This window comes from Mangrovibacter sp. MFB070, assembly GCF_000705335.1.
Lineage (GTDB): Bacteria > Pseudomonadota > Gammaproteobacteria > Enterobacterales > Enterobacteriaceae > Mangrovibacter > Mangrovibacter plantisponsor.
Window position 1 is genome coordinate 68234 of sequence record NZ_JJMI01000020.1, and the last position, 23512, is coordinate 91745.

15 protein-coding genes and 1 tRNA gene are annotated in these 23512 nt (G+C 52.3%); 13 read left to right on the plus strand and 3 right to left on the minus strand.

Features of this window, described 5'->3' with window-relative positions:
• Nucleotides 1–59: 59 nt before the first annotated feature.
• From DT73_RS08665 to DT73_RS08725, 13 genes are all read left to right on the plus strand, one after another.
• Nucleotides 60–136, plus strand: a tRNA-Pro gene (locus DT73_RS08665).
• Nucleotides 137–755: 619 nt separating this feature from the next.
• A complete protein-coding gene (gene dppA / locus DT73_RS08670; protein WP_036107123.1) occupies nucleotides 756–2363 on the plus strand; it encodes a dipeptide ABC transporter periplasmic-binding protein DppA in 1608 nt (535 codons plus the stop codon).
• Between the two features lie 325 nt (nucleotides 2364–2688).
• Nucleotides 2689–3708, plus strand: a complete 1020-nt coding sequence (gene dppB, locus DT73_RS08675; protein ID WP_036107125.1) for a dipeptide ABC transporter permease DppB — start codon at nucleotides 2689–2691, stop codon at nucleotides 3706–3708.
• Nucleotides 3709–3717: 9 nt separating this feature from the next.
• Nucleotides 3718–4620 carry a dipeptide ABC transporter permease DppC gene (gene dppC / locus DT73_RS08680; RefSeq protein ID WP_036107128.1) on the plus strand — a complete coding sequence of 301 codons (903 nt, stop codon included), beginning with the start codon at nucleotides 3718–3720 and terminating at the stop codon, nucleotides 4618–4620.
• 10 nt (nucleotides 4621–4630) lie between these two features.
• On the plus strand, nucleotides 4631–5614 hold the full coding sequence (gene dppD / locus DT73_RS08685) for a dipeptide ABC transporter ATP-binding protein (RefSeq protein WP_036107130.1): 984 nt from the start codon (nucleotides 4631–4633) through the stop codon (nucleotides 5612–5614).
• Nucleotides 5611–6618, plus strand: a complete 1008-nt coding sequence (dppF, locus tag DT73_RS08690) for a dipeptide ABC transporter ATP-binding subunit DppF (RefSeq protein WP_036107133.1) — start codon at nucleotides 5611–5613, stop codon at nucleotides 6616–6618. Before dppD ends, dppF begins: the two co-directional genes overlap by 4 nt.
• A 746-nt stretch (nucleotides 6619–7364) precedes the next feature.
• Nucleotides 7365–8117 carry a cellulose biosynthesis protein BcsO gene (gene bcsO, locus DT73_RS08695; RefSeq protein WP_036107136.1) on the plus strand — a complete coding sequence of 251 codons (753 nt, stop codon included), beginning with the start codon at nucleotides 7365–7367 and terminating at the stop codon, nucleotides 8115–8117.
• Complete coding sequence (gene bcsQ / locus DT73_RS08700) at nucleotides 8108–8911, plus strand: cellulose biosynthesis protein BcsQ (protein ID WP_036107139.1); 804 nt, start codon at nucleotides 8108–8110, stop codon at nucleotides 8909–8911. The genes bcsO and bcsQ overlap by 10 nt, the downstream gene beginning before the upstream one ends.
• A gap of 18 nt (nucleotides 8912–8929) precedes the next feature.
• A complete protein-coding gene (gene bcsA, locus DT73_RS08705) occupies nucleotides 8930–11056 on the plus strand; it encodes a UDP-forming cellulose synthase catalytic subunit (protein WP_051691314.1) in 2127 nt (708 codons plus the stop codon).
• On the plus strand, nucleotides 11053–13428 hold the full coding sequence (bcsB, locus tag DT73_RS08710) for a cellulose biosynthesis cyclic di-GMP-binding regulatory protein BcsB (protein ID WP_084172257.1): 2376 nt from the start codon (nucleotides 11053–11055) through the stop codon (nucleotides 13426–13428). The genes bcsA and bcsB overlap by 4 nt, the downstream gene beginning before the upstream one ends.
• A 17-nt stretch (nucleotides 13429–13445) precedes the next feature.
• Nucleotides 13446–17282: a cellulose biosynthesis protein BcsC gene (locus DT73_RS08715; RefSeq protein WP_036107190.1), complete on the plus strand. Its 3837-nt coding sequence runs from the start codon at nucleotides 13446–13448 to the stop codon at nucleotides 17280–17282.
• Between the two features lie 2 nt (nucleotides 17283–17284).
• Nucleotides 17285–17764, plus strand: a complete 480-nt coding sequence (bcsD, locus tag DT73_RS08720; protein ID WP_036107141.1) for a cellulose biosynthesis protein BcsD — start codon at nucleotides 17285–17287, stop codon at nucleotides 17762–17764.
• An 8-nt stretch (nucleotides 17765–17772) separates the two neighbouring features.
• Nucleotides 17773–18774: a glycosyl hydrolase family 8 gene (locus DT73_RS08725; protein WP_036107143.1), complete on the plus strand. Its 1002-nt coding sequence runs from the start codon at nucleotides 17773–17775 to the stop codon at nucleotides 18772–18774.
• Nucleotides 18775–20083: 1309 nt separating this feature from the next.
• Here the strand turns inward: DT73_RS08725 and bcsG are convergent.
• Genes bcsG through bcsE form a run of 3 tightly spaced genes read right to left on the minus strand, consistent with a single transcriptional unit; the run spans nucleotide 20084 to nucleotide 23494 of the window.
• On the minus strand, nucleotides 20084–21748 hold the full coding sequence (gene bcsG, locus DT73_RS08730; RefSeq protein WP_036107146.1) for a cellulose biosynthesis protein BcsG: 1665 nt from the start codon (nucleotides 21746–21748) through the stop codon (nucleotides 20084–20086).
• On the minus strand, nucleotides 21738–21935 hold the full coding sequence (gene bcsF, locus DT73_RS08735) for a cellulose biosynthesis protein BcsF (RefSeq protein ID WP_036107149.1): 198 nt from the start codon (nucleotides 21933–21935) through the stop codon (nucleotides 21738–21740). Before bcsF ends, bcsG begins: the two co-directional genes overlap by 11 nt.
• Complete coding sequence (gene bcsE, locus DT73_RS08740; protein ID WP_036107151.1) at nucleotides 21932–23494, minus strand: cellulose biosynthesis protein BcsE; 1563 nt, start codon at nucleotides 23492–23494, stop codon at nucleotides 21932–21934. Before bcsE ends, bcsF begins: the two co-directional genes overlap by 4 nt.
• Between the last annotated feature and the right edge of the window lie 18 nt (nucleotides 23495–23512).

A 23512-nucleotide genomic window follows, 5' to 3' on the forward strand; every position in this document is an offset into this window, starting at 1 on the left:
TCTTTTTTAAATAAGGGATTGACGCGATGCAGTACCGGCAGTAATATGCGCCCCGCATTCGGCGAGTAGCGCAGCCTGGTAGCGCAACACGTTCGGGACGTGTGGGTCGGAGGTTCAAATCCTCTCTCGCCGACCAAATTCAGACCCGCAGTGATATCACTGCGGGTTTTTTGTATCTGGAACATTTAACAACTTTTAGAAAAGTTCTTAAATAACGACTTTGCCCGAGTGCGACGCTCAAGCGCCTTATTTTCCCCAGTTTCCTATCACGTTTTGTTATCTTTACCGCGTGGTTATTTTTATTGTCTTATGGATAACAACAGCATTTTTTACTGAAATGCCTGTCGTTGGCACTATTTTTTGTTCATATATTCACCATTCAGCCAAAAAGTTGTCATAAATCACATTGGGTTATTGCACTGCTTGTGATTCATTTGTTGGTTTTTTGTTTTGGTTTTATTGTCATAGCATAAATTTATGTGCTGTAAATAACACAAACTCCTTTTTTTCATCTTTGTTTTCACTTTCTCACATTCCGTGTAAATACCCGTTACGTATATTGACGTTTGGCTCATCAGTTGACAGATTGTAGGGCGTGAGAGGCCATTTACGGACAGTCTGTCCTGCGAGACAGTGGCCCTTGTGGAAGGATTCCCCATCCTCATCAAGCTTTACGGGCTTGCCCGAGCGAACCGGGTAAAAAATAAGAAAGGTTCGCCGGTTTAACACAACACATATCACATTGGAGCAGAAGAATGAGTATTTCCTTGAAGAAGTCAGGGATGCTGAAGCTTGGTCTGAGCCTGGTGGCTTTGACAGTTGCAGCAAGTGTTCAGGCAAAAACCCTGGTTTACTGTTCAGAAGGCTCGCCAGAAGGCTTTAACCCACAGCTGTTCACTTCCGGTACTACCTATGATGCCAGCTCAGTGCCCATCTACAACCGCCTGGTTGAATTTAAGATTGGCACCACCGAAGTGATCCCGGGCCTCGCTGAAAAGTGGGATGTAAGCGCTGACGGGAAAGTGTATACCTTCCATTTGCGTAAAGGCGTTAAATGGCAGAGCAATAAAGAATTCAAACCGACTCGTGACCTGAATGCCGACGACGTTGTCTTCTCCTTCGACCGCCAGAAAAACCCTAAAAACCCTTACCACAATGTCTCTGGCGGCAGCTATGAGTACTTTGAAGGTATGGGTCTGCCTGACCTGATCACTGACATCAAGAAAGTTGATGATTACACCGTTCAGTTCGTACTGGCTCGCCCTGAAGCACCGTTCCTTGCTGATATGGCAATGGACTTCGCCTCTATTATGTCTAAAGAATATGCTGATGACATGATGAAAGCAGGTACACCGGAAAAAGTGGACCTGGACCCAATCGGTACCGGCCCGTTCCAACTGGTTCAGTACCAGAAAGACTCCCGTATTCTGTATAAAGCGTTCCCGGGCTACTGGGGCACCAAACCGCAGATTGATCGCCTGGTCTTCTCTATTACGCCGGATGCCTCTGTTCGTTACGCAAAACTGCAGAAAGATGAATGCCAGGTTATGCCGTACCCGAACCCGGCTGATCTGGAGCGCATGAAGAAAGACCCCAAAATCAACCTGATGGAACAGCCTGGCCTGAACGTTGGCTATCTGTCCTTCAACGTTGAGAAAAAACCGCTGGATAACGTGAAAGTACGCCAGGCGCTGACCATGGCTGTTAACAAAGACGCGATTATCAAAGCTGTTTACCAGGGGGCTGGTCAGGCTGCTAAAAACCTGATCCCGCCAACCATGTGGGGCTACAACGATGCGGTTAAAGATTATCCGTATGATCCGGCTAAAGCTAAAGAGTTGCTGAAAGAAGCAGGTCTGCCAGATGGCTTCAGCATCGATCTGTGGGCAATGCCGGTTCAGCGCCCGTATAACCCGAATGCCCGCCGTATGGCAGAAATGATCCAGGCTGACTGGGCAAAAATTGGCGTGAAAGCCAAAATCGTTACCTACGAATGGGGTGAGTACCTCAAACGCGCCAAAGCCGGTGAACACCAGACCGTTATGATGGGCTGGACCGGGGATAACGGGGATCCGGATAACTTCTTCGCCACACTGTTCAGCTGTGATGCGGCGAAAGACGGTTCTAACTACTCTCGTTGGTGCTACAAGCCGTTCGAAGACTTGATCCAGCCAGCACGTGCTACAGAAGACCACAACAAACGTGTGGAACTCTACAAGCAGGCTCAGGTTGTGATGCATGATCAGGCTCCTGCTCTGATTATTGCTCACTCCACGGTTTTCGAGCCGGTGCGCAAAGAAGTTAAAGGCTATGTGGTGGATCCGTTGGGCAAACACCACTTCGAGAACGTATCCTTAGAGTGATACACCCGCGTGCCTTTCTGCGGTAATGGGTGCCAATGGCTTGTTCACCCGTTTCCGGAAAGGCCCGGATGTATTCCTGATATTTCAGCCGGCCAAACACGCGTGTGTGCCAGCCAACTGAAATATAAAGGGTATAAGACCGGACTTGTTCTGCCAGCACCCCTCTCCCGGCGGGAGGGGGTCAGGGTGAGGGAACATATATTATGTACCTCACCCTTGCTGTCTGTAATGTGGGCTGATTTCCCCATTGCGGCGGAACCGATGTACGTTGTGAGCAATACATTTCGCTGCCCCCGGTAGCGGAAGATGATAGAGAATCCGGCTAATGTTGCAGTTCATTCTCCGACGTCTGGGATTGGTTATCCCAACGTTTATAGGTATAACCCTTGTTACTTTCGCTTTCGTCCACATGATTCCGGGTGACCCGGTGATGATCATGGCGGGTGAACGCGGGATCTCCCCCGAACGCCACGCTCAACTGCTGGCTCAATTAGGGTTAAACAAACCACTCTGGCAGCAATATGTCACCTATATTTGGAACGTATTGCACGGGGATTTAGGTATCTCCCTGAAAAGCCGCCTGCCTGTCTGGCAAGAATTCGTTCCTCGTTTCCAGGCCACTCTGGAACTGGGTGTGTGTGCCATGATTTTTGCTATTGCTGTGGGTATTCCTGTTGGGGTACTGGCAGCGGTAAAACGTGGCTCCATTTTTGACCACACCGCCATTGGCCTGGCGCTGACAGGTTATTCCATGCCGATTTTCTGGTGGGGGATGATGCTGATTATGCTGGTGTCGGTGCACTGGAACCTGACGCCGGTTTCCGGGCGTATAGGCGACACGGTCTTCCTTGATGACTCGTTACCCCTGACCGGATTTATGTTGATAGATACCGCGATTTGGGGCGAACCGGGCGATTTCCTGGACGCACTTGCGCATATCGTTCTGCCTGCCATTGTGTTGGGTACCATCCCACTGGCGGTTATTGTGCGTATGACCCGCTCGGCCATGCTGGAAGTGCTGGGTGAAGACTATATCCGTACCGCCCGCGCTAAAGGCCTGAGCCGCCTGCGTGTGATTGTGGTCCATGCTTTGCGTAATGCCATGTTGCCAGTAGTCACTGTTATTGGTCTGCAGGTTGGTACTTTGCTGGCAGGGGCGATCCTGACTGAAACGATTTTCTCCTGGCCTGGACTTGGTCGCTGGTTGATTGAAGCACTGCAACGACGGGATTACCCGGTAGTGCAGGGTGGTGTGCTGTTGGTCGCGACACTCATCATTCTGGTTAACCTGGTTGTCGACCTGTTGTACGGCGTGGTGAACCCGCGTATCCGGCATAAGAAGTAAGGGGTTATCATGACGCAAGTAACTGAAAACAACGTGGTGACAGCCCCGGTGCCGATGACACCGTTTCAGGAGTTCTGGCACTACTTTAAACGTAACAAAGGTGCAGTAATTGGGCTGATTTACGTCACCCTGATGCTGCTGATAGCGCTGTTCGCCAATTTTGTCGCCCCCCATGACCCGGCTATGCAGTTCCGTGATGCGCTGCTGCACCCGCCTGTCTGGGCAGATGGTGGTAGCTGGAAGTTTATTTTGGGCACCGATGATGTGGGCCGCGATATTCTTTCCCGCCTGATGTATGGCGCACGCTTATCCTTGCTGGTGGGCTGCATGGTAGTGGTACTGTCTCTGATTATGGGGATTGTACTGGGCCTGGTAGCTGGCTATTTCGGCGGCACGGTGGATACCATCATCATGCGTGTGGTGGATATTATGCTGGCCCTGCCGAGCCTGCTGTTGGCACTGGTGCTGGTGGCGATTTTCGGCCCCTCGATAGTCAATGCTTCCATGGCACTGGCCTTCGTCGCGTTACCGCACTATGTGCGTTTAACCCGTGCTGCGGTGCTGGTTGAAGTGAACCGCGACTATGTAACCGCGTCGCGGGTTGCTGGTGCCGGCGCGGTACGCCAAATGTTCGTCAATATTTTCCCTAACTGCCTGGCTCCGCTGATTGTGCAGGCATCTATGGGCTTCTCTAACGCCATTCTGGATATGGCTGCGTTGGGCTTCCTGGGTATGGGTGCACAACCGCCAACACCAGAATGGGGCACCATGCTTGCTGACGTTTTGCAATTTGCACAAAGCGCCTGGTGGGTGGTGACCTTCCCGGGGCTGGCGATTTTGCTGGCCGTGCTGGCTTTCAACCTGATGGGTGATGGCCTGCGTGATGCACTTGACCCCAAACTCAAGCAGTAAGAGGCACCCGATGGCGTTATTGAATGTAGACAGTTTATCGGTGCACTTCGGAGAAGAAGATGCGCCATTCCGTGCCGTTGACCGCATTAGTTATAGCGTGGACCAGGGGCAAGTTGTGGGGATTGTCGGTGAGTCCGGTTCGGGCAAATCCGTCAGTTCTCTGGCAATTATGGGCCTGATTGATTTCCCTGGCCGGGTAATGGCAGACAGCCTGGAGTTTAATGGCCGCGACTTACGGAAAATTTCCGAGCGCGAGCGCCGCCAGTTAGTGGGCTCTGAAGTGGCGATGATCTTCCAGGATCCGATGACCAGCCTGAACCCTTGTTACACCGTCGGCTACCAGATAATGGAAGCCATTAAAGTGCACCAGGGTGGCAATAAAAAGACCCGCCGCCAGCGAGCAATTGACCTGCTGGATCAGGTGGGGATCCCCGACCCGGCATCACGTCTGGATGTGTATCCGCACCAGCTTTCCGGGGGGATGAGCCAGCGTGTAATGATAGCCATGGCAATAGCCTGCCGGCCAAAACTGCTGATTGCGGATGAACCAACAACCGCACTGGATGTGACCATTCAGGCCCAGATTATTGAACTGCTTCTGGAATTGCAGCAGCAGGAAAACATGGCGCTGGTGCTTATCACCCATGACCTGGCGTTGGTTGCTGAAGCGGCGCATAAAATCATCGTGATGTATGCCGGCCAGGTGGTGGAAGCGGCCAGTGCGCAGGATATTTTCCGTGCGCCCCGTCACCCATACACCCAGGCGTTATTACGCGCCTTACCTGAATTTGCTCAGGATAAAGCGCGCCTTGAGTCGCTCCCGGGTGTGGTTCCCGGCAAATATGACCGCCCGCAAGGCTGCCTGCTTAACCCGCGCTGCCCGTATGCCACGGATAAATGCCGGGCTGAAGAGCCTGCGCTACATGCGCTGGAGCACGGGCGTCAGTCTAAATGCCACTATCCCCTTGATGATGCCGGGAGGCCGACAGTATGAGTACCCATGAGGCCGACACGCAACAGCACTTGTTGCAGGCTATCGATTTAAAAAAACACTACCCGGTGAAGAAGGGGATGTTTGCCCAGGAGCAGCTGGTTAAAGCGCTTGACGGCGTCTCCTTCACACTGGAACGTGGCAAGACCCTGGCCATTGTTGGCGAATCAGGTTGTGGGAAATCCACGCTTGGCCGCCTGCTGACGATGATAGAAACGCCTTCTGGCGGGCAGTTGTTCTATAAAGGGCAGGACTTACTTAAGCCAGACCCTCATGCGCAGAAGTTACGTCGCCAGAAAATTCAGATTGTGTTCCAGAACCCTTACGCATCATTAAACCCGCGTAAGAAAGTGGGGCAGATCCTGGAAGAGCCTTTGCTTATCAATACTGATTTGTCAAAGCAGGAACGGCGCGAAAAAGCCCTGTCGATGATGGCGAAAGTTGGCCTGAAAACCGAACATTATGACCGTTACCCGCATATGTTTTCCGGTGGGCAGCGCCAGCGTATTGCCATTGCCCGTGGCCTGATGCTGGACCCGGATGTCGTGATTGCCGATGAACCAGTGTCTGCACTGGATGTTTCTGTGCGTGCACAGGTACTGAACCTGATGATGGATTTGCAGCAGGAAATGGGGCTGTCTTATGTCTTTATTTCACACGATTTATCCGTGGTTGAGCACATTGCTGATGAAGTGATGGTGATGTACCTCGGCCGTTGTGTGGAAAAAGGCAGCAAAGACGCCATTTTTGACAACCCGCTGCACCCTTACACCCAGGCATTGCTGTCTGCCACACCGCGCCTTAACCCGGAATCCCGGCGAGAGCGTATTAAATTGACGGGTGAACTACCCAGCCCGCTCAGCCCACCTCCGGGTTGTGCGTTTAATGCGCGTTGTACCCGCCGTTTTGGGCAGTGCACACAGTTACAGCCACATCTGAAAGATTACCGTGGCCAGCTGGTTGCCTGCTTTGCGGTTGACCAGGATGAAAATGCGCACACAGTTTAAGTAGTGTGTTACCTGCAGGCTCGCCATCCTGGTGGGCCTGCTTATCTTTGAAGTACCTTTTCCCCTGCGGTTTCTCTTTCCTTGCTTCACTTTCTGATGTGCGCCCGGCGTGCTACTTCACATGTACGAAAAAAGTTGCCATTCCCCTGGCATTTTGTTCTGCCGTTATCTATAGCTATCAGTAGGTTGTTAGTATTGCCATGGTGGTGATGGCAAGTTGTGTGCTTTTAATGGCAATTTCATTGGAGATAAACCTCTTTGAGGTTTATCTGAATTGCGGCCTACGAAAACTGGTAGGTCAGAGGGGGGAGTGGTAATTAGACTGTTCTTGAATCATCCCGGAGGTGTTTTATTGATAGATAAAATATATTTCTAGATATTTCTCTGGGTAAAAATTTATGTATACAGCATGAAATGCTAACAGATTAATATTTTGTATAAAAAATAATTAATAGTTTTATTGGCTGGTTTTTTAGTGAATTATCAATGATAAATTCATTAATGTTTGAGTTTTGTAGTTATAAAAAATTTGTATATTTTGTGCTAAAAAAAAGATGGCGTGATGACAGTGAGAGTCGATATATTAACGCTAAATATCGGCGCAAATTTTGAACAGCGCGTTCTTGCTCAAAATGACGCAGGTTATTACGCATATTTCCTCTCTGCGCTTTACTCATAATCATAATATGTATGTCAGGTTTCGTTGTTATCCTGACATGAATACACTTGCAACTTAGAGTACTCCTATGAACAGCTATGATGATCTGCAGCGGTTTAAAGATAAAACCCACACCGGTTCTATCGATTTTAAAGATATGTCAGCTGAGAAACAGGGACTCGGTGCGGGAAACAGCGCAATCTTTAGCCAGTTAACACAAGGGAACAGTGATGATGCGCAGGGCTCGCCATTTCGTGGTGCAGGCCATACATCAGTTACTGCACCGGATGCAGTTAAACCGGGTACGTTTGATGTACCTGCTGGCTCCAGTGCTGCAGTAACACCGTCAAATTCATTACCACCGGTGACCTGGACTACTGAGGTGATTAATACTGCACCCCGTCCGGTGGATGAATCCGCACCTTCTTTGCTGAAAGAAATGGCGATGATGCCCAAAGTCGCGCCAGTAAAAGTCCCGGCCGGTTCAACATCTCCGGTGGAATCCGGCAGACCGGCTGAATCGCTACAACAGGGCCATGCGCCCCTGCCAAATAGCACTCAAGCGGTGAAACCGCTGGAAACTGACGCCCCCATTATGGCGGCTCTTGCTGCCACACCACCAGGCGATGTGCCGGTTACTACACCTGAAGCCATGCCTGAACCTCTGGTGACGCGGCCATCTGCCCGCCACCCTGAACCTGTTTCTGTCCCACCTTCCTCTGACGGGAAGATTAACTTTGCTCAGCTGTTTGCTCCGTCTTCTGCGGGTAACGCACCACGCTCAGCGGTTAAAGAAATGCCATTAAAACCTTTGCTGGAAAGGATCGCCTCATGCCGTTAATTTGCGTCTGCTCACCTAAAGGCGGTGTCGGTAAGACCACCGTAGCAGCGAATTTGTCTTATGCCCTGGCACGTTCAGGCATCAAAGTTCTGGCTATTGATTTTGACGTACAAAATGCTCTGCGCCTGCATTTTGGTGTGCCGTTGTCTGACGGGCGTGGTTATGTTGCCAAATCAATGGAAAACCCCGACTGGAGTCAGTATGTGCTCACAACTGGCGGGAATATTTTCGTGCTGCCTTATGGCGACAGTACAGAAGAGCAACGCGTCGCATTTGAAGACCGTCTGGCGAATGACGAACACTTTTTAGCGCGTGGCCTTAGCACCCTGCTGAATTACCCCGGGCTGGTGGTTGTTGCCGATTTTCCTCCAGGCCCCGGGCCTGCGCTGAAAGCGATTGCCTCTATCGCTGACCTCAATTTAGTCACCATGCTGGCAGATACCGCCTCGTTGTCGTTGCTTCCTCAGGTTGAGAATCAGCGCATGATTGGCGGGCCTCTTAATCACCGTGCCGGCCACTATTTTTTAATTAACCAGGTGGATACTCGCCGCAATATTAGCCGCGATGTTACTGCGTTTATGGAAGAGCGGTTGGGCGAGCGTTTGCTGGGTGTGGTCCACCGTGATGAAAGTGTTGTGGAAGCTCATGCAGCGCAAAAATCGATTTTTGATTTCAGCCCGGCATCGGCAGCGGCGTTTGACATCGAAATCATTAGTAAAAAAGTCGCCAGTATTTTGGGTGTCAAAGTCGGGGATGGTGAGGTACACGCCAGCCCCAAACTATCGGGCTATTAATTACCCTCGGAATTTGCCATGAAAAAGCTCCAGTTTTATCTGCTGCTACTTGTGCTGGCACCAGTAGCGGTACTGATCATTATTACGCCTATGGATAGCCAGAAGCAGTATATCTTTGGCCTGATCAGTATGGCGTGCCTGTTTGTTTTAGGATGGTTTAGTAAGAAGCGCGGTATTTCAATTGTACTGGTGCTGGCATCGATTTTGATGTCTACCCGTTATATCTATTTCCGTGCGACGCAAACATTGCATTTTAATTCTGAAATTGAAGCCATCTTAGGGATTGGCCTGTTCCTGGCTGAGCTTTATACCTGGGTGATGCTGCTGCTCAGCTATTTGCAAACTATGTTCCCCCTTGAGCGCAAAATTGTGCCGTTGCCAGAAGATGAATCGCTGTGGCCGACGGTTGATGTTTATGTGCCTACGTACAATGAAAGCCTGGAAGTCGTGCGTGATACCGTTCTTGCTGCACAATGCCTTGATTATCCTAAAGATAAAATCAAAATCTATTTACTGGATGATGGGAAGCGTAGTGAGTTTGCGGTGTTTGCGGCAGATGTCGGTGTGGGCTATATCACTCGTACCAATAACGCGCATGCAAAAGCGGGTAACCTGAACCATGCAATGAAACTGACCAATGGTGAGTTGATTTGCGTATTTGACTGCGACCACGTCGCCACCCGTGTATTTTTGCAGGCAACAGTGGGTTCATTCCTGCAGGACCCGAAACTGGCGCTGTTACAGACGCCACACTATTTTTACTCCCCGGATCCCTTTGAACGTAACCTGTCACGCGGCCTGAATATCCCCAACGAGGGGTCGTTATTTTATGGCCCAATTCAGAAAGGTAACGATAACTGGAATGCGACATTCTTCTGTGGCTCTTGTGCGGTTATCCGCCGCAGCGCGTTAGAAGAAATTGGTGGGTTCGCCGTTGAGACCGTAACGGAAGATGCTCACACTGCGCTGAAAATGCAGCGCCTGGGCTGGAAATCGGCGTTTCTGGGAATTCCTCTGGCCGCCGGGCTGGCAACTGAACGCCTGGTTCTGCATGTGATTCAGCGTACTCGCTGGGCGCGTGGTATGACGCAGATTTTTCGGGTAGATAACCCGTTGTGGGGCCGCGGGCTGCAGTGGCAACAACGGCTGTGCTATTTGAGTGCGATGCTCTACTTCCAGTTCGCGCTGCCACGTATTGCGTTTATCACCGCACCACTGGCTTACTTACTGTTTAACCTGAATATTATTCACTCTTCAGCCAGCCTGATTTTTGCCTATGCGCTGCCGCATTTGCTGATTTCTATTTTTGTCAGTTCGCGTCTGAATGGCCGCTTCCGTTACAGCTTCTGGGGTGAAATATACGACCTGGTGCTGGCGTTCCATATTGCCTTGCCCACGATGATTACCATGATTTTCCCCAAACGAGGCAAATTCAACGTAACGGACAAAGGCGGGTTGTTGAACGTCGGTTATTTCGATTTCAGCATTGTTCGCCCTCACGTAATTGTGGCGATTTTGCTGGCGATTGCCGTCGTAGCAGGCATTGTTCGTGCTGTGGCATTTAACTACTTTGCCGTGGACCCGAATGTTATCGCTCTGAACGTCGGGTGGGGGTTATACAGCCTGTTCTTCCTGATGGGGGCAATAGCTGTTGCGCGTGAAACACGCCAAACCCGTAAAACGATTCGCCTGGATGTGGCTATTCCCGCGGTTATTCACTATGCCAGTGGTGTTTCTTCCCGCACTGAAACCCAGGACCTTTCTATGGGCGGTTGCCGCCTTGTGGCGCCGGATGCCCGCCATCTGAATGACGAAATAGAAGAAGTGGAACTGCAGTTGAACTCCGGTGCAATAAGTATTCCGGTGCATATGATTTCGTCTGAAGGCCACCAGGATAACGATATTCGCCTTATGTTTGATGAGATTCCTTTATCGCGCCGCCGTGAGCTGGTTCGGGTTGTGCTTTCCCGTGCTGATGCCTGGGTGCAGCCGCCGAAACCACAGGATAACCCTTTCCGTTCACTGGCGACCATTGCCCGTTGTGTCTTTGATTTGTTCTGGTTCACATGGAAAGACCGCCAAAAAATACGCCGGGAAAAGAAACTGGCGAGAATGGCGGATCATGAGGAGGAGAGCGCAGTATGAAATGGATGCGATGGTATGCGCTTTCACTGTGTGTGGCGCTGTCGGGTTCGTTGCGTGCGGCTGAACAGCCAGCTGCCTCCTCTGAACCCACGCAAACAGAGAGCGCTTCAGCACCGGTTGACCCAGGAACCACAGATGCACCGGCTTCTGATGCGGGTACTCTGCCACTGGATTTGCCTGCACCAACACCGGCAGACACACCGGATATGGCTGCGAGCAGCATAACTCAGGCGACTGTCAGCAATATTACGCTGGCACAAATGGGGCAGCCTTTGGGGCTGGCTTTGAGTGGCGGGCAGTTGCAGGCCGGGATTAACTTTACGCTTCCCAGCGACGAAGTGGTTACCACGGCACAATTGGTTCTCAACCTGAAAGTTTCGCCTGCACTGGCTGCACGCAACACGACGCTGCAACTGATGATGAACGGGCAGCCACTGGGTACGGTGCCGTTGGGCTCAGCGCAATCAGATGATACGACTTACCAGATGGACGTTCCGGCTGCTCTGGTGGTATCCAGTAATAACCTTAGCTTTAAAATCAATGATGGCGATGCATTGTTATGCCAGCGTGAACTGACGGACAAATATCAGGTGACGATATTGCCGACCACACGCCTGGAGCTGGAAGGGCAACAACTGAATATTGGCTCTGATTTAAGCCATTTCCCGCGTCCCTTCTTCGATACAATGCAGATGACACCTGCTTCTATCTCCATTGCTTTTCCGGAGAAATTTACCCCGGATGAAGTGAGTGCGGCGGCATTGATTGCCTCCTGGATGGGTATTCAGGCAGATTATCGTGGGGTTTCTTTTGATGTGCAGACCAATTCACTGCCAGAGAAAAATGGCATTCTGATTGGCGCGCCGGGAGACATTATCGCTGGTGTGCAACTGCCACAAAGCAACGGCCCTCTGCTGCAAATTATCGATAACCCGGGCAACCCGGTTTACAAACTGTTATTGGTGGTGGGAAAAGATGATAACCAGTTGCGGGCTGCCGCCTGGCGCCTGACTCGCGGGCAATTTAAACCGCAAACGGCATCTCTGGCAGTCAACCCCCAGGCTATTCCGGTCAGCAAGCCTTATGATGCGCCACGCTGGATAACCACCGACCGCCCTGTACGCCTGAGTGAGCTGATTCGTAAAGATCAGAGCATGACCGTTACCGGCATTTGGCATGATGTGTTGCGGGTGGCTTTCCGTGCGGCACCGGATCTATTCCTGTGGGATGGCGATACCATTCCGATGCGTATTAGCTACCGTTTCCCGTCAGAAAACTGGATTGATGAAGACAAGTCTTATCTGAACCTGACGTTCAACAACACGTTCCTGCATAACCTGCCAGTTAACAAGCAGGGGATCCTGGAAAGCTTGTGGCACAAACTGGGTGGTGACGCACGCCAGGAGCGGGCTGATATTCCGCTGGAACCTTATATGATTTATGGGGATAACCAGTTATCGCTCTATTTTAATATCACCCCGAAAGCCAGTGCGCCTTGTGGTGTGTTGTTAAACAACAATATCAAGAGCCGTATCGACGAAGATTCATGGATTGATTTGAGCCATACGCGCCACTTCGCGCAGTTGCCCAATCTCTCTTATTTTGTTGGTGCATCCTTCCCGTTCACTCGCCTGGCGGATTATTCACAAACGGCGTTATTGCTTCCGGCTCACCCGGGTGACGCGCAAATTGCAACACTGCTGGATCTCGCTGCCCGTTCAGGTAACGCGACAGGAACAGCGCTGAACAATAACCGGGTGCTGTTTGGCCTGCCGGAAGGTGGGGCCAATAAAGCCTGGCTCGATTCCCGGGATATTCTGGCCGTTTCCACTCTGGGTGAGGAAGCTTTTAACCGCGCAGTTTTGGCCGATTCGCCCTTTGTCACCAGTGACCACACGCTTGGTGTGCGTGAACCTTCTCGCTGGCAAAAAATTAAGCGCTGGGTGGAAGGCAACTGGAATCTGAATGGCCTGGAAGCTGACCGCTATTTTTCATCAAACGAAGCCTGGCGTGGGTTTGTCAGTTATCGCTCCCCGTGGAATGACCAGCGGGTTGTCGTGATGGCGATTGGCAGCAACGATGACCAGCTTTCCCGCCTGCATACTGATTTGATGTCGGCAAAAATCAACGCCGCCATTCGTGGGGATGCGGCAGTGATTACCGATGAAAACGGTGTGCGCAGTTTCCGTGTCGGGCCTCAGTTCCCAAGCGGCCAGTTACCCTGGTATATGAGGATTATCTGGTACGCCAACCAGCACAGCGCCATGCTGGCTATTTTGGGGGTGATTCTGAGTATGTTGGTGGGACTTGCGCTGTACAGCGCACTGAAACGCCGTGCTCGTAACCGTCTTAATCCGGAGTCTGATTCGTGAAAACAGTGGGTAAAAAAATGAATCATAAAACAGCCCAGGTGCTATCGACTGTCTGCCTGTCCGGGGTATTAAGCCTTGGTATGGCGGTGGGGCAGGCGCAGGCGGATGCCGACAGCCCGGCGCTAAAGGCCTTGTTTGACCAGGCCAATTACTGGCATGAAAAATCCCATGATGAGCTGGCAATGCAGTCGCTGCGTAAAGTGTTGATGGTGGATGCCAACAACACTCAGGCACTGTACCTGATGGCATTATGGTCCCAACAAAACGGTAACCTGAAAGAATCTGCGCAATGGCGTGCCCGGTTGGCGAAAGCCGACCCGGCGGCACCACAGCTCCAGTCTCTGGATAATGCCCGCCAGTTGCAGCAAGTCCCTCAGGGGCAACTGGCATTAGCTCGCCAGCAAGCGCGCAGCGGCAATATTTCTGCGGCGTTATCTACCTGGCGCGGCTTATTTAATGGCAATGAGCCGCCCGCGAGCCTTGCTCCAGAGTATTACCTGACGATGGCCGGGGATAAATCCCTGTATCCGCAGGCGCTCTCCGGGTTGCGCCAGTTAACGGCCGAACACCCGCAGGATAACGCTGCTCGTGTTGCACTGGGTAAGGTGCTGACCTACCGTGATGACACACGCCGTGACGGGATTGATTTGCTGGAAGAAATGGCCAGTGGCAACAAAGATGCCGACAGCAGCCTGCGCCAGGCGCTGTTGTGGCTGGGGCCAAAGTCCGGCGACGAGCATTATTATCAAACCTGGATGCAGCGCCACCCGAAAGACGCCGATGTGCTGGCCTATTACCGCAAAAATGTGGGCGGTGCGGCAAAAGGTGTGGGCTTTACTGATTTGAACAGCGGCAACCTGGCCTCTGCGCAAAGCCAGTTCGAAAAAGTGCTGCAGGCCAACCCGACGGATGCAGATGCACTGGCAGGTATGGGTTATGTTGCCCAGCGCAAAGGGGATTACCAGGCTGCATCGCAATACCTGAAACGGGCCGCTGAACAAGGCGGAGATGCTTCTGCTGAGCGCCAGAAGCAAGGGGAAGATGCCGCGTTTTATGGGCAACTTGCCGAAGCGCAGCAGGCGTTCAAACAGGGTAATACCGCTCAGGCGCTGTCTCTGAGTGCGCCTCTGGCGCAACAGAGCGGAGACAAAGGTCTGGCAGCGAAGCTGTTCCGTGCCGATGTTTTACGCCGTACCAAAGATTATGCGCAGGCTGAGCAAACGCTGCGGGATATTCTGACCAGCGACCCGGGCAATGCATCTGCCAGAGAAAATCTCTATTACGTTCTGCGTGATCAGAATAAAACCGATGAAGCGCAGGCCATGCTGCAAAGCCTGCCTGCATCACTCCAGGCGAAACTGCAGCCAAAAGGCGGATACGGTTCGCCTGCGGACCCGATTCGCCGCCAGGCTCAGCAGGCACTGGCCCGGGGTGATACCACACAAGCCATTTCTGTTTTGCGCCAGGGTATCAACCGCCTGCCGTCTAACCCCTGGTTGCGGCTTGACCTCGCCCGGATTCTGGACAAGCAAGGGAATAATGCCGCCGCCAGCGACGTGATGGCGCCGTTATACCGGGCAGGCTCAGGTACCGAATCTCTGTATGCTGCCGCGCTATTTGCCAGTGATCAGGGAGCCTGGCAACAGGTGCAAACGTTAATCGGGCGTGTTCCGGCTTCTGCGCGTAACCGTGAGATGCGGGATTTGTCGCAAAGGGCGAATTTTAACCTGCAAATGGCGACCGCAGAAAGTTACCTGGCTTCCGGTAACCAGGTGGCCGCTGCCAACACACTGAAAGCGCTGTCGGGCCAGGTACCGGACAGCCCGGCAGATGCCGGGAAACTGGCGCGCCTGATGGCACAAAGTGGGGACATGACCTCGGCAGTCGCGGTTGTGCGCAGCAACATAGCCCAGGGTGTTAAAGGCAATGCCGGCGACTATGCAGACCAGGTGGCGGTGTTAAACCAGGCGGGTTTGCGTAGTGAAGCGCAAACACTGTTATCCAACCCTGAACTGCAGGCGAACAGTACACCAACGCAACTGGCCGGGATCCGTAATGGCTACGTTATCAATGAAGCCGATAAGCTGCGTGAGCAGGGCAATTACGCGGCAGCATATGACAAGCTGATCCGTGCCATGCAGCAGGATCCTCAAAATACCGATCTGATGTTTGCCATGGCGCGGTTATACCAGTCGGGCAAAATGAACAAAGAAGCGGGTGTGGTCTATGACTACCTGATGACCAGAGATACCCCGCAGCAGGATGCGCGTGTTGGCGCCATCGATGTAGCGCTGAGCAGTGGCGATGTTAAAAAGGCTCGTTCCCTGGCAAGTGGGTTACGCGATACGCAAACACCTGACAGATTGTTGTTAATGGCCCGGTTGTCTGAAGCCGAAGGTAACCACCAACAAGCACTGGCCTACCTGCGCAATGCCCGTGGGCAATTGGTGGGCCTGCAGCCAGGTACTACATCAACATCGCCAATGATTGGCGGGCTGGTGCTGGCGGATAATCCGTTTAACGGGTCATCACCAACCTCTTATGCCAACACCTCGGCCTCACAGTCTGGTTCAGCCATGCCATGGCAGGTTGCCCAGATGGGACGCAATCCGCAGACTGCGCCTGTGAACACTGTGCGCCCTGATTTGCCAGTGGAATCAGCGCAAAGCAGTACGCTGCGGCAAGTCGATGAAATGATGCAACAGCTTGATGATAAAACGTCAACCTGGGTGCAGGGTGACCTTGCCGTTCGTGGTCGTGATGGTGAAAGTGGCCTGAGCAAACTGACGGAAGTGAAAGCACCGCTTCAGTGGTCTACGGTGCCTTTTGGCGATGCACGCCTTGATTTGAACGTGACTCCGGTCTCGCTGGATGCGGGTAGCTCATCTGTTGATGCCAGCCGCCGCTTTGGTACTGGCGCGTTAATTCAGGGCCAGGTTGCCAAAGCGAATGGGACATCGTCCCTTGCCGGAGATACCTTGCCAGATGTGGCCTCTCAGGGCTCGCAGAGTGATTCCGGTGTTGAAGTTGGGATGGCGCTGAGTGGCGATAGCTACAAGCTGGATGTGGGAACCACACCGCTGGGCCCGGACCTGAACACTGTAGTCGGTGGTATTCAGTGGTCGCCACAACTGACTGATTACCTGAAAGTTATCTTTAAAGGTGAACGCCGTGCCATGACAGACAGCCTGCTGTCTTATGTTGGGGCGCAGGATAAATATTCGGGTAAGCGCTGGGGGCAGGTCACTAAAAATGGTGGCACGGTACAACTGAGCTACGATGACGGCGATGTAGGCTTCTATTTCGGCGGCGGTGGCTGGAGCTATATTGGTACCAATGTAGCCAGTAACACCAGTGTTGAAGGTTCTGCCGGTTTCTACTTGCGGCCATTGCGGGCAGACGATCGTGAACTGAAAACTGGGATCAGTATCGGGTACATGGATTTCTCCAAAAACCTGAGTTACTACACCTATGGCCAGGGTGGGTATTTCAGCCCACAAAACTATATAAGTGTTTCTTTCCCTGTGGATTATACCCAGCGGTTCAGCAACTGGAAAATGTCTGTTGGGGCCGCATTGGGCTACCAGTCCTACAGCCAGGATGATAGCGCATACTTCCCGAATGACCCGGACTTGCAGTCCCAACTGGAAAGTTACGTGGCCGCAGGGCAGGCGAAGGAAGCGTACTACGGCGGTAAGAGCCAAAATGGTATGGGCTACAACCTGCACGCTGGTGTCGACTACAACATCAACAAAGATATGACTGTCGGTGGGCGTGTGGGTTACGACACCTTTGGCGATTACAACGAAAGCACCGCACAGGTGTGGTTCCGCTATATGTTGGGAGACCGTTAACAATGGCGTTAAATGAGCAGAATCCTGCTGTGCTGGGGTATTTCCAGCAACAACAGACTCCGGCCGGGTGGTTCGACATGCTGACCATTATGGTCGATGGCATGGTGCGTAATGTCGGCGAGAAAGACAGCCATCCTTTCCTGACACAGATGGGTATCTCTTTTGGGCAGGCATTCCCCCTGCCTGAAGCAGAGACCATTGGTGAGCTGGAAGCGCATATCAACAATAGGCTGGCGCAGTTTAACTGGGGTATTGTGGATATCGATGTGGAGGATAACGCGATGGTTATCCGCCACCAGGCATTGCCGGTTGCACGTAATGGCCGTGAACAGAACAGATGGTGTAACGCATTTTGCGCTATGATGGAAGGCGTATATGCGAGCTGGATGCGCCAGCAGGGTGGCAAAGACAGTGTAGCCCTGTGGCGTGACCAGTCCTGGTCATTGACCGATGTTCAGTTCCGTTATCAGGGACGCTTTTAAGGAAAACTATGTTACAACGGGGTTTGGCACTGGTGGCGCTGATGGCGTCACTGGTGATGTCTTCTTTCGCACACGCCGATGTGGACTGGGGGCATTTTAAAGCGCGTTTTTTAATGGCAGATGGTCGAATCATTGATACCGGAAATAATAATGTGAGCCATACCGAAGGCCAGGGGTTCGGTATGCTGTTTGCGTTGGCAGGAAATGACCGGGAAAGTTTCGATAAAATGTGGACCTGGACCAACACACACCTGAAGAACCCGAAGAACGGGTTGTTTTACTGGCGTTATAATCCGGTGGCTCCCGACCCGGTTGAAGATAAGAACGACGCTTCTGATGGTGATGTATTGATTGCCTGGGCCTTGCTTAAGGCCGGAGAAAAATGGGGCGACCCTGCCTATTTCAAGGCGTCAGATGCCATTACCAACGCAGTGATAAAGCACACCGTTATTGATTTTGCCGGCAAGAAAATCATGCTGCCCGGTGCCAGCGGCTTTAACCTCAATAGTTATGTCAACCTGAACCCGTCTTACTTCGTGTTCCCGGCCTGGCGCGCATTTGCTAAACGCAGCCATCTGGCGGTGTGGACACAGCTTATTAATGATGGGCAAAGTCTGCTGAAAAAAATGGGTTGGGGTGAAGCTAACCTGCCAACGGACTGGGTTTCACTGTATGCCGATGGGCGAATGGAGCCTGCCAAGCAGTGGCCTGCACGTATGAGCTACGATGCTATCCGTATCCCAATGTATACTGGCTGGGACCAGCCCAACAGCGCGTTACTGGTGCCCTGGCGTACCTGGTTTGGCCGCTACGACCGTTTGCATACCCCGGCCTGGGTGAATGTAAATGACAACCAGGAAGCCACCTACAACATGCAGGGCGGATTACTGGCAATACGTGACCTGACAATGGGAACTCTTACCAGTATGGAAACGGAAGTCACCAGCCAGGATGATTATTACTCTGCCAGCCTGAAATTGCTGGCTGCAATGGCCGCGCAAGGGATGTAGCCACCACAGCAAGTTTACGTGCCCGCACTGCCGGGCACGCCTCAATGATTCAGATGCCACACCCCACACCCGCCTGTAGGCTCACAGCAAAAAACATCAAAAAGACATACCAGGCACAGGATTTACAGCCACTCAGCACAACACAAAAAACCCCGCTACTTGCAGCGAGGCCTGTTCGCGTAAGACCGGTGAACCGCAGAAAGGAAGACAAGGTTATTCCGCCCGGACGGCGGAATAAGGCGAACCGAGGCAGGGATGCCGAGTCGAGCCGGCCGCAGGCTGACTGCCAGGAGGTGAACGCAGTGCGCAGCACCGGTCGCCCGCGAAAACGGGGATTGCAAAGGGGGCGAGCCCCCTTAGCCCGTTCACTGGCTGTGAAGCCACATTGAGCGCATCACTTCAGGTGAACGGAAGCAACCACACTGCAAGTGAACGGAATTTTCACCACACTGACACAGTAAAAAGTGAACACAACTGTCACCGCAGTAACAGTAATCTGCCAGCGCAGAGCCAGTTGCGCGCCGTGTCAGCAACACTGCTTTTACTCACCCCCTGCGCCCGGCGCCCGCAGGGGGCACTGGCCCCCTGCACCCCCTTTCGTGGCCGGCAAAATCGCCGCTTCGCGGACATTCGGCTTACCCCGGCGGCCTGTTCGGGTACCGCTCCGAGTCGGCTTCCTGCCTCCCGTCGCTCTGCCTGCGTCCTGCAGGCAGCCCCGGCCCGCCAGGCACGCCTCAACGATTTAGAGGCCACACCCCACACCCGTTTGTATGCTCACAGCAAAAAACACACAAAGACATACCAGGCACAAATCCCCCAGCCACACCACACAATACAAAAAACCCCGCTACCTGCAGCGAGGCCTGTTCGCGTAAGACCGGTGAACCGCAGAAAGGAAGACAAGGTTATTCCGCCCGGACGGCGGAATAAGGCGAAGCGAGGCATGGATGCCGAGTCGAGCCGGCCGCAGGCTGACTGCCCGGAGGTGAACGCAGTGCGCAGCACCGGTCGCCAGCGAAAACGGGGATTGCAAAGGGGGCAAGCCCCCTTAGCCCGTTCACAGGCTGTGAAGCCACATTAGCCCCATCACTTCAAGTGAACGGAAACAACTACACATGACGCTATGCAAAGTGAACAGAAATAACCACACCCGGTGAGCGTACTACACTGCACCGGTCGCCCGCGAAAACGGGGATTGCAAAGGGGGCGAGCCCCCTTTCGCCCGTTCACTGGCTGTGAAGCCACATTGAGCGCATCACTTCAGGTGAACGGAAACAACCACACTGCAAGTGAACGGAACCTTCATCACTTACTGCGGATAAGGCACCCAATCCCCACTATTCAACCTGACCCATGGCTTATTCTGGTACTCAACCACAACCGCATTCGCGTTTTCAGATACCGGCGCAGTTTGTGGCAAACCACTGGTCAGTGCATTCCAGTCCACATGGTCGGCAACAAAGTTTTTGCCACCTAACGAGCGCACGACCAGTTCGGATATAGCCAGATAGCTACTGGGGCTGTTGATTTCAATTGGCGCACCCTGATGTGGGTCCTTCATACCAATAAATTTCACGCCTACCGGAACATGAGTGATAGACGGGCTGGGAATATCACGCAGGCCGGACACCTGCATTTTATCGCCTTTAAGCGCTGCGCCATGCTCAGGCACAACAACAACCATTACCCGGCGGTTTGATTTCTCCAGCTGGGTGAGAAACGCATCCAGTTCATCAAACAGTTTCTGGGCACGGAGCTTATAGTCTGCGGTTTTGCTGTTGCCAGGGTAATGGTTTCCGTCATGCAATGGCAGCAGGTTAAAGAAGGTCGCGTTGCGCTCATTGCCTGGAACGGTATTCATCCAGCGTTCCAGCACGGCCGTGTCATCGTAAATGGGCGAATTATCAAAAGAAAGCAGGTTGACCGGCAGTTTGCTTTGGTCCATCAATGGAACAGAAACCCCGCCATTTTCCTGAACTTCTTTCAGGAAATCGCCAAATTGACCATTGTGGTCAAGCATCAGGTGCATCGGGAAACCCAGTTTCGCCAGGTTATCAAACAGGTAGCATTGTTCACCTGCCGGTTGGTACAGATTCTTGTGGGAACTCTGCCCGCAACTGGCCCGCAACAGGCGAATCGCTGCCGGACCACTGTATGAAGTAGCTGAATTAAAGTTCTTAAACAGAATATCGAAATGCGACCACAGCGGATGAGAAGCAAGCCCTGTCTCTTCAATATCGGTCCACGCCAGTGAACAAATATTGATAACCAACACCTGGAAAGGCTCCGAACCTTCAGGCAAAGACTCCGGGAAAGGCGTTTTACGTTTTGCTTCACTGCTATAAAACGTGTTGAGCCAGTCGTTAATATTGGCAGAGTTTGCAGGGGCTGTTTGTACCGGAATATCGCCACTTAACACAGGCGCTCCCGAAGCTGGCGCGCTGGCTGAACCAGCAGCAGGTGCTGTGGCGGTATTCGCGGCGGTTGCCGGTAACAGAGAAATAGCCGGGCCGGCAATGTTCAGAACATTCAGCCACACCATTGCCAGCACCACAAACACGGTGACACGAATCCACTGCGAGAGGAAAAGCCAGCCTACAAAGAGCACGAAAACTGCACCAACCATATCCCAGTTAATAAAGCGCGTTACCAGGTCCAGAATGTAATCAGCGCTGAACCCCGCGACTTGTGAACCCTGGCTAAGGATGCTTTCCGGGCCAGGTAGCCAGGTGTCGTGCCAGAACAAACCAAACCCAATGGGAATGGCTACCCACTGGCGGATGCGGTGCAGGCGGTCAGATGTTATGGGCAGCAATAAAAAAACAAGAAATGCCAGGTTTTTTAGCTCATGGAAATTCAGGTAACCCGCCCACAGCAGGCCAAATTTAACTAAAAAATAGAAGTTCCATACTCCCGGCCCGCGCCAGGCTTTCCAGTAAGATGAAAAAGAGGACGATGGTGTTTTATTTGTCATGTTTGTCTGCCCTGACAGGTGCATTACGGCGTAAAACCCCAACAGGTTTTACGTAACGCGGTTTGCCTAAAATTTGGCGCACGCGTAAATGAAGAACAGGTAACCAGCGCCTGGCACTGTAGCCCAGCGGCAGAAAAATGATGGCGCACAGCACAATTAATTGAAAAATATCGGCAAGACTCATCATGGGTTCTGGCCCTCCGCGCCGGGCTGTAACAGGGCGAGTGGCACAGGGACCCGCCGCCACACGCGGCCAGAGTGCTCGGCGTTGACTGGCGAAGGTGTATTGTCCTGAGGTGAAATCGGTGACTGCCAGTCGGTTTCCGGGATAGTGCGCATTTGTGTCAGTTCTGCGGCAATGTCGTTATCTTCGAACCAAACCACACGGTTGGAGATAATATCGCCCACGGGTAACGGGAAAATATGGCGCAGGGCAATTTCCAGATCATTGATACGGCAATACGATAAAAACAGCATCAGCCGGTTGTTGCCCAGTGTCACAAAATCGCCCATACGGTTTGTCTTGCACAGTGTCAGTAGTTGCTCAACCCGCAACCCCGGCACCGGGCGCAGGGCGACCAGTACACCTTTACTGTCTTTGGGTGCCATGGGGTTATTCAATGCTGATTTTACGGCGTCGCAGAATTTATCCCATGGCTGGAAACCACGCAGGTTGAGTGGGCGCAGGCTCGCAGTCAGTAATGAAATATCGTCGGGCACGTCACGGGTAAAAAACTGCCCCTGAACACTTTCTATCATGTTCAGACAGCGCGACAGAGGCGCGTTATAAGGCACAATAATATTTGCGCCACAGGCCATTAACAGGCGCTCATCGGTGGCACGCAAACCCGGGCGGGTTTCCCGGACAATGAGCTTTATCACACTTCCGCGTTGTTTGCGCAGCGTATGAATACAGCTTGCCAGGTGGTCAATTTGCTGGTTGTTTTCCAGAGCAAAGATAGCCGTGGCGGCGTGGTGCTGGCGGGCCTCAGTGAATACAGCTTCGTTGTCAGCAAACAGTGACCAGTATTCAGATAATATAGGGGCACCTTCCAGAACTGCACTATGGCTCAGAATTTGCCGTTCATCGCTACGTAGTTGAGGCTCATGTTTCTCGGTAATTTTTACTGACCAGGCCTTTTCACCTTTATTCAACGCAATACGTTGCCGGGCGCTGACACCCATCTTGTTTAGCCAGAAAGTGACATCAAGAATATATTCTCCTTGTTCCTGGCGAACTGACGCAATTCCGGAAAGGCTTTGATGTTGATTAGAGAGTAACGAGGTGGCTTTATCTGAATTATTGTCCGGATTAATGATAAGCAGTGCACAGTTATTCGTTTTGACCCAACGCTTCATATTGGCCAGCCATTGTTTAATGGCATCGCCAGAAATACTCCGCCAGAACCCTTCCTTTGCAAGGAAAATGAATAAGTAATTATCAGGAATGACTGAGCAAAGCAGGTCGGAAGACAAAGAGTATAGACTATTCTTATTTACCGGCATGCTGAATAACTGGATTTTTTCAGGACCGTGAAGTTGATCTAATTCAATACCCGACGATGCGTTTTCACCCATAGTGATAACCGCCGCAAGAGCTTGATTACTCTGTGCTGCAAGGGTGCTGTTGGCAAGAAGTTGCGCATCTTCAGCCTGGTCAGTATTTACCCACCAGATTCCACCCGTGGTCATTTGTTGCAACTCATCCCAAAGTGCATGTATGCCAAATGAAAATAGTGATTCCATGGCGTCTCTCTTGAATCG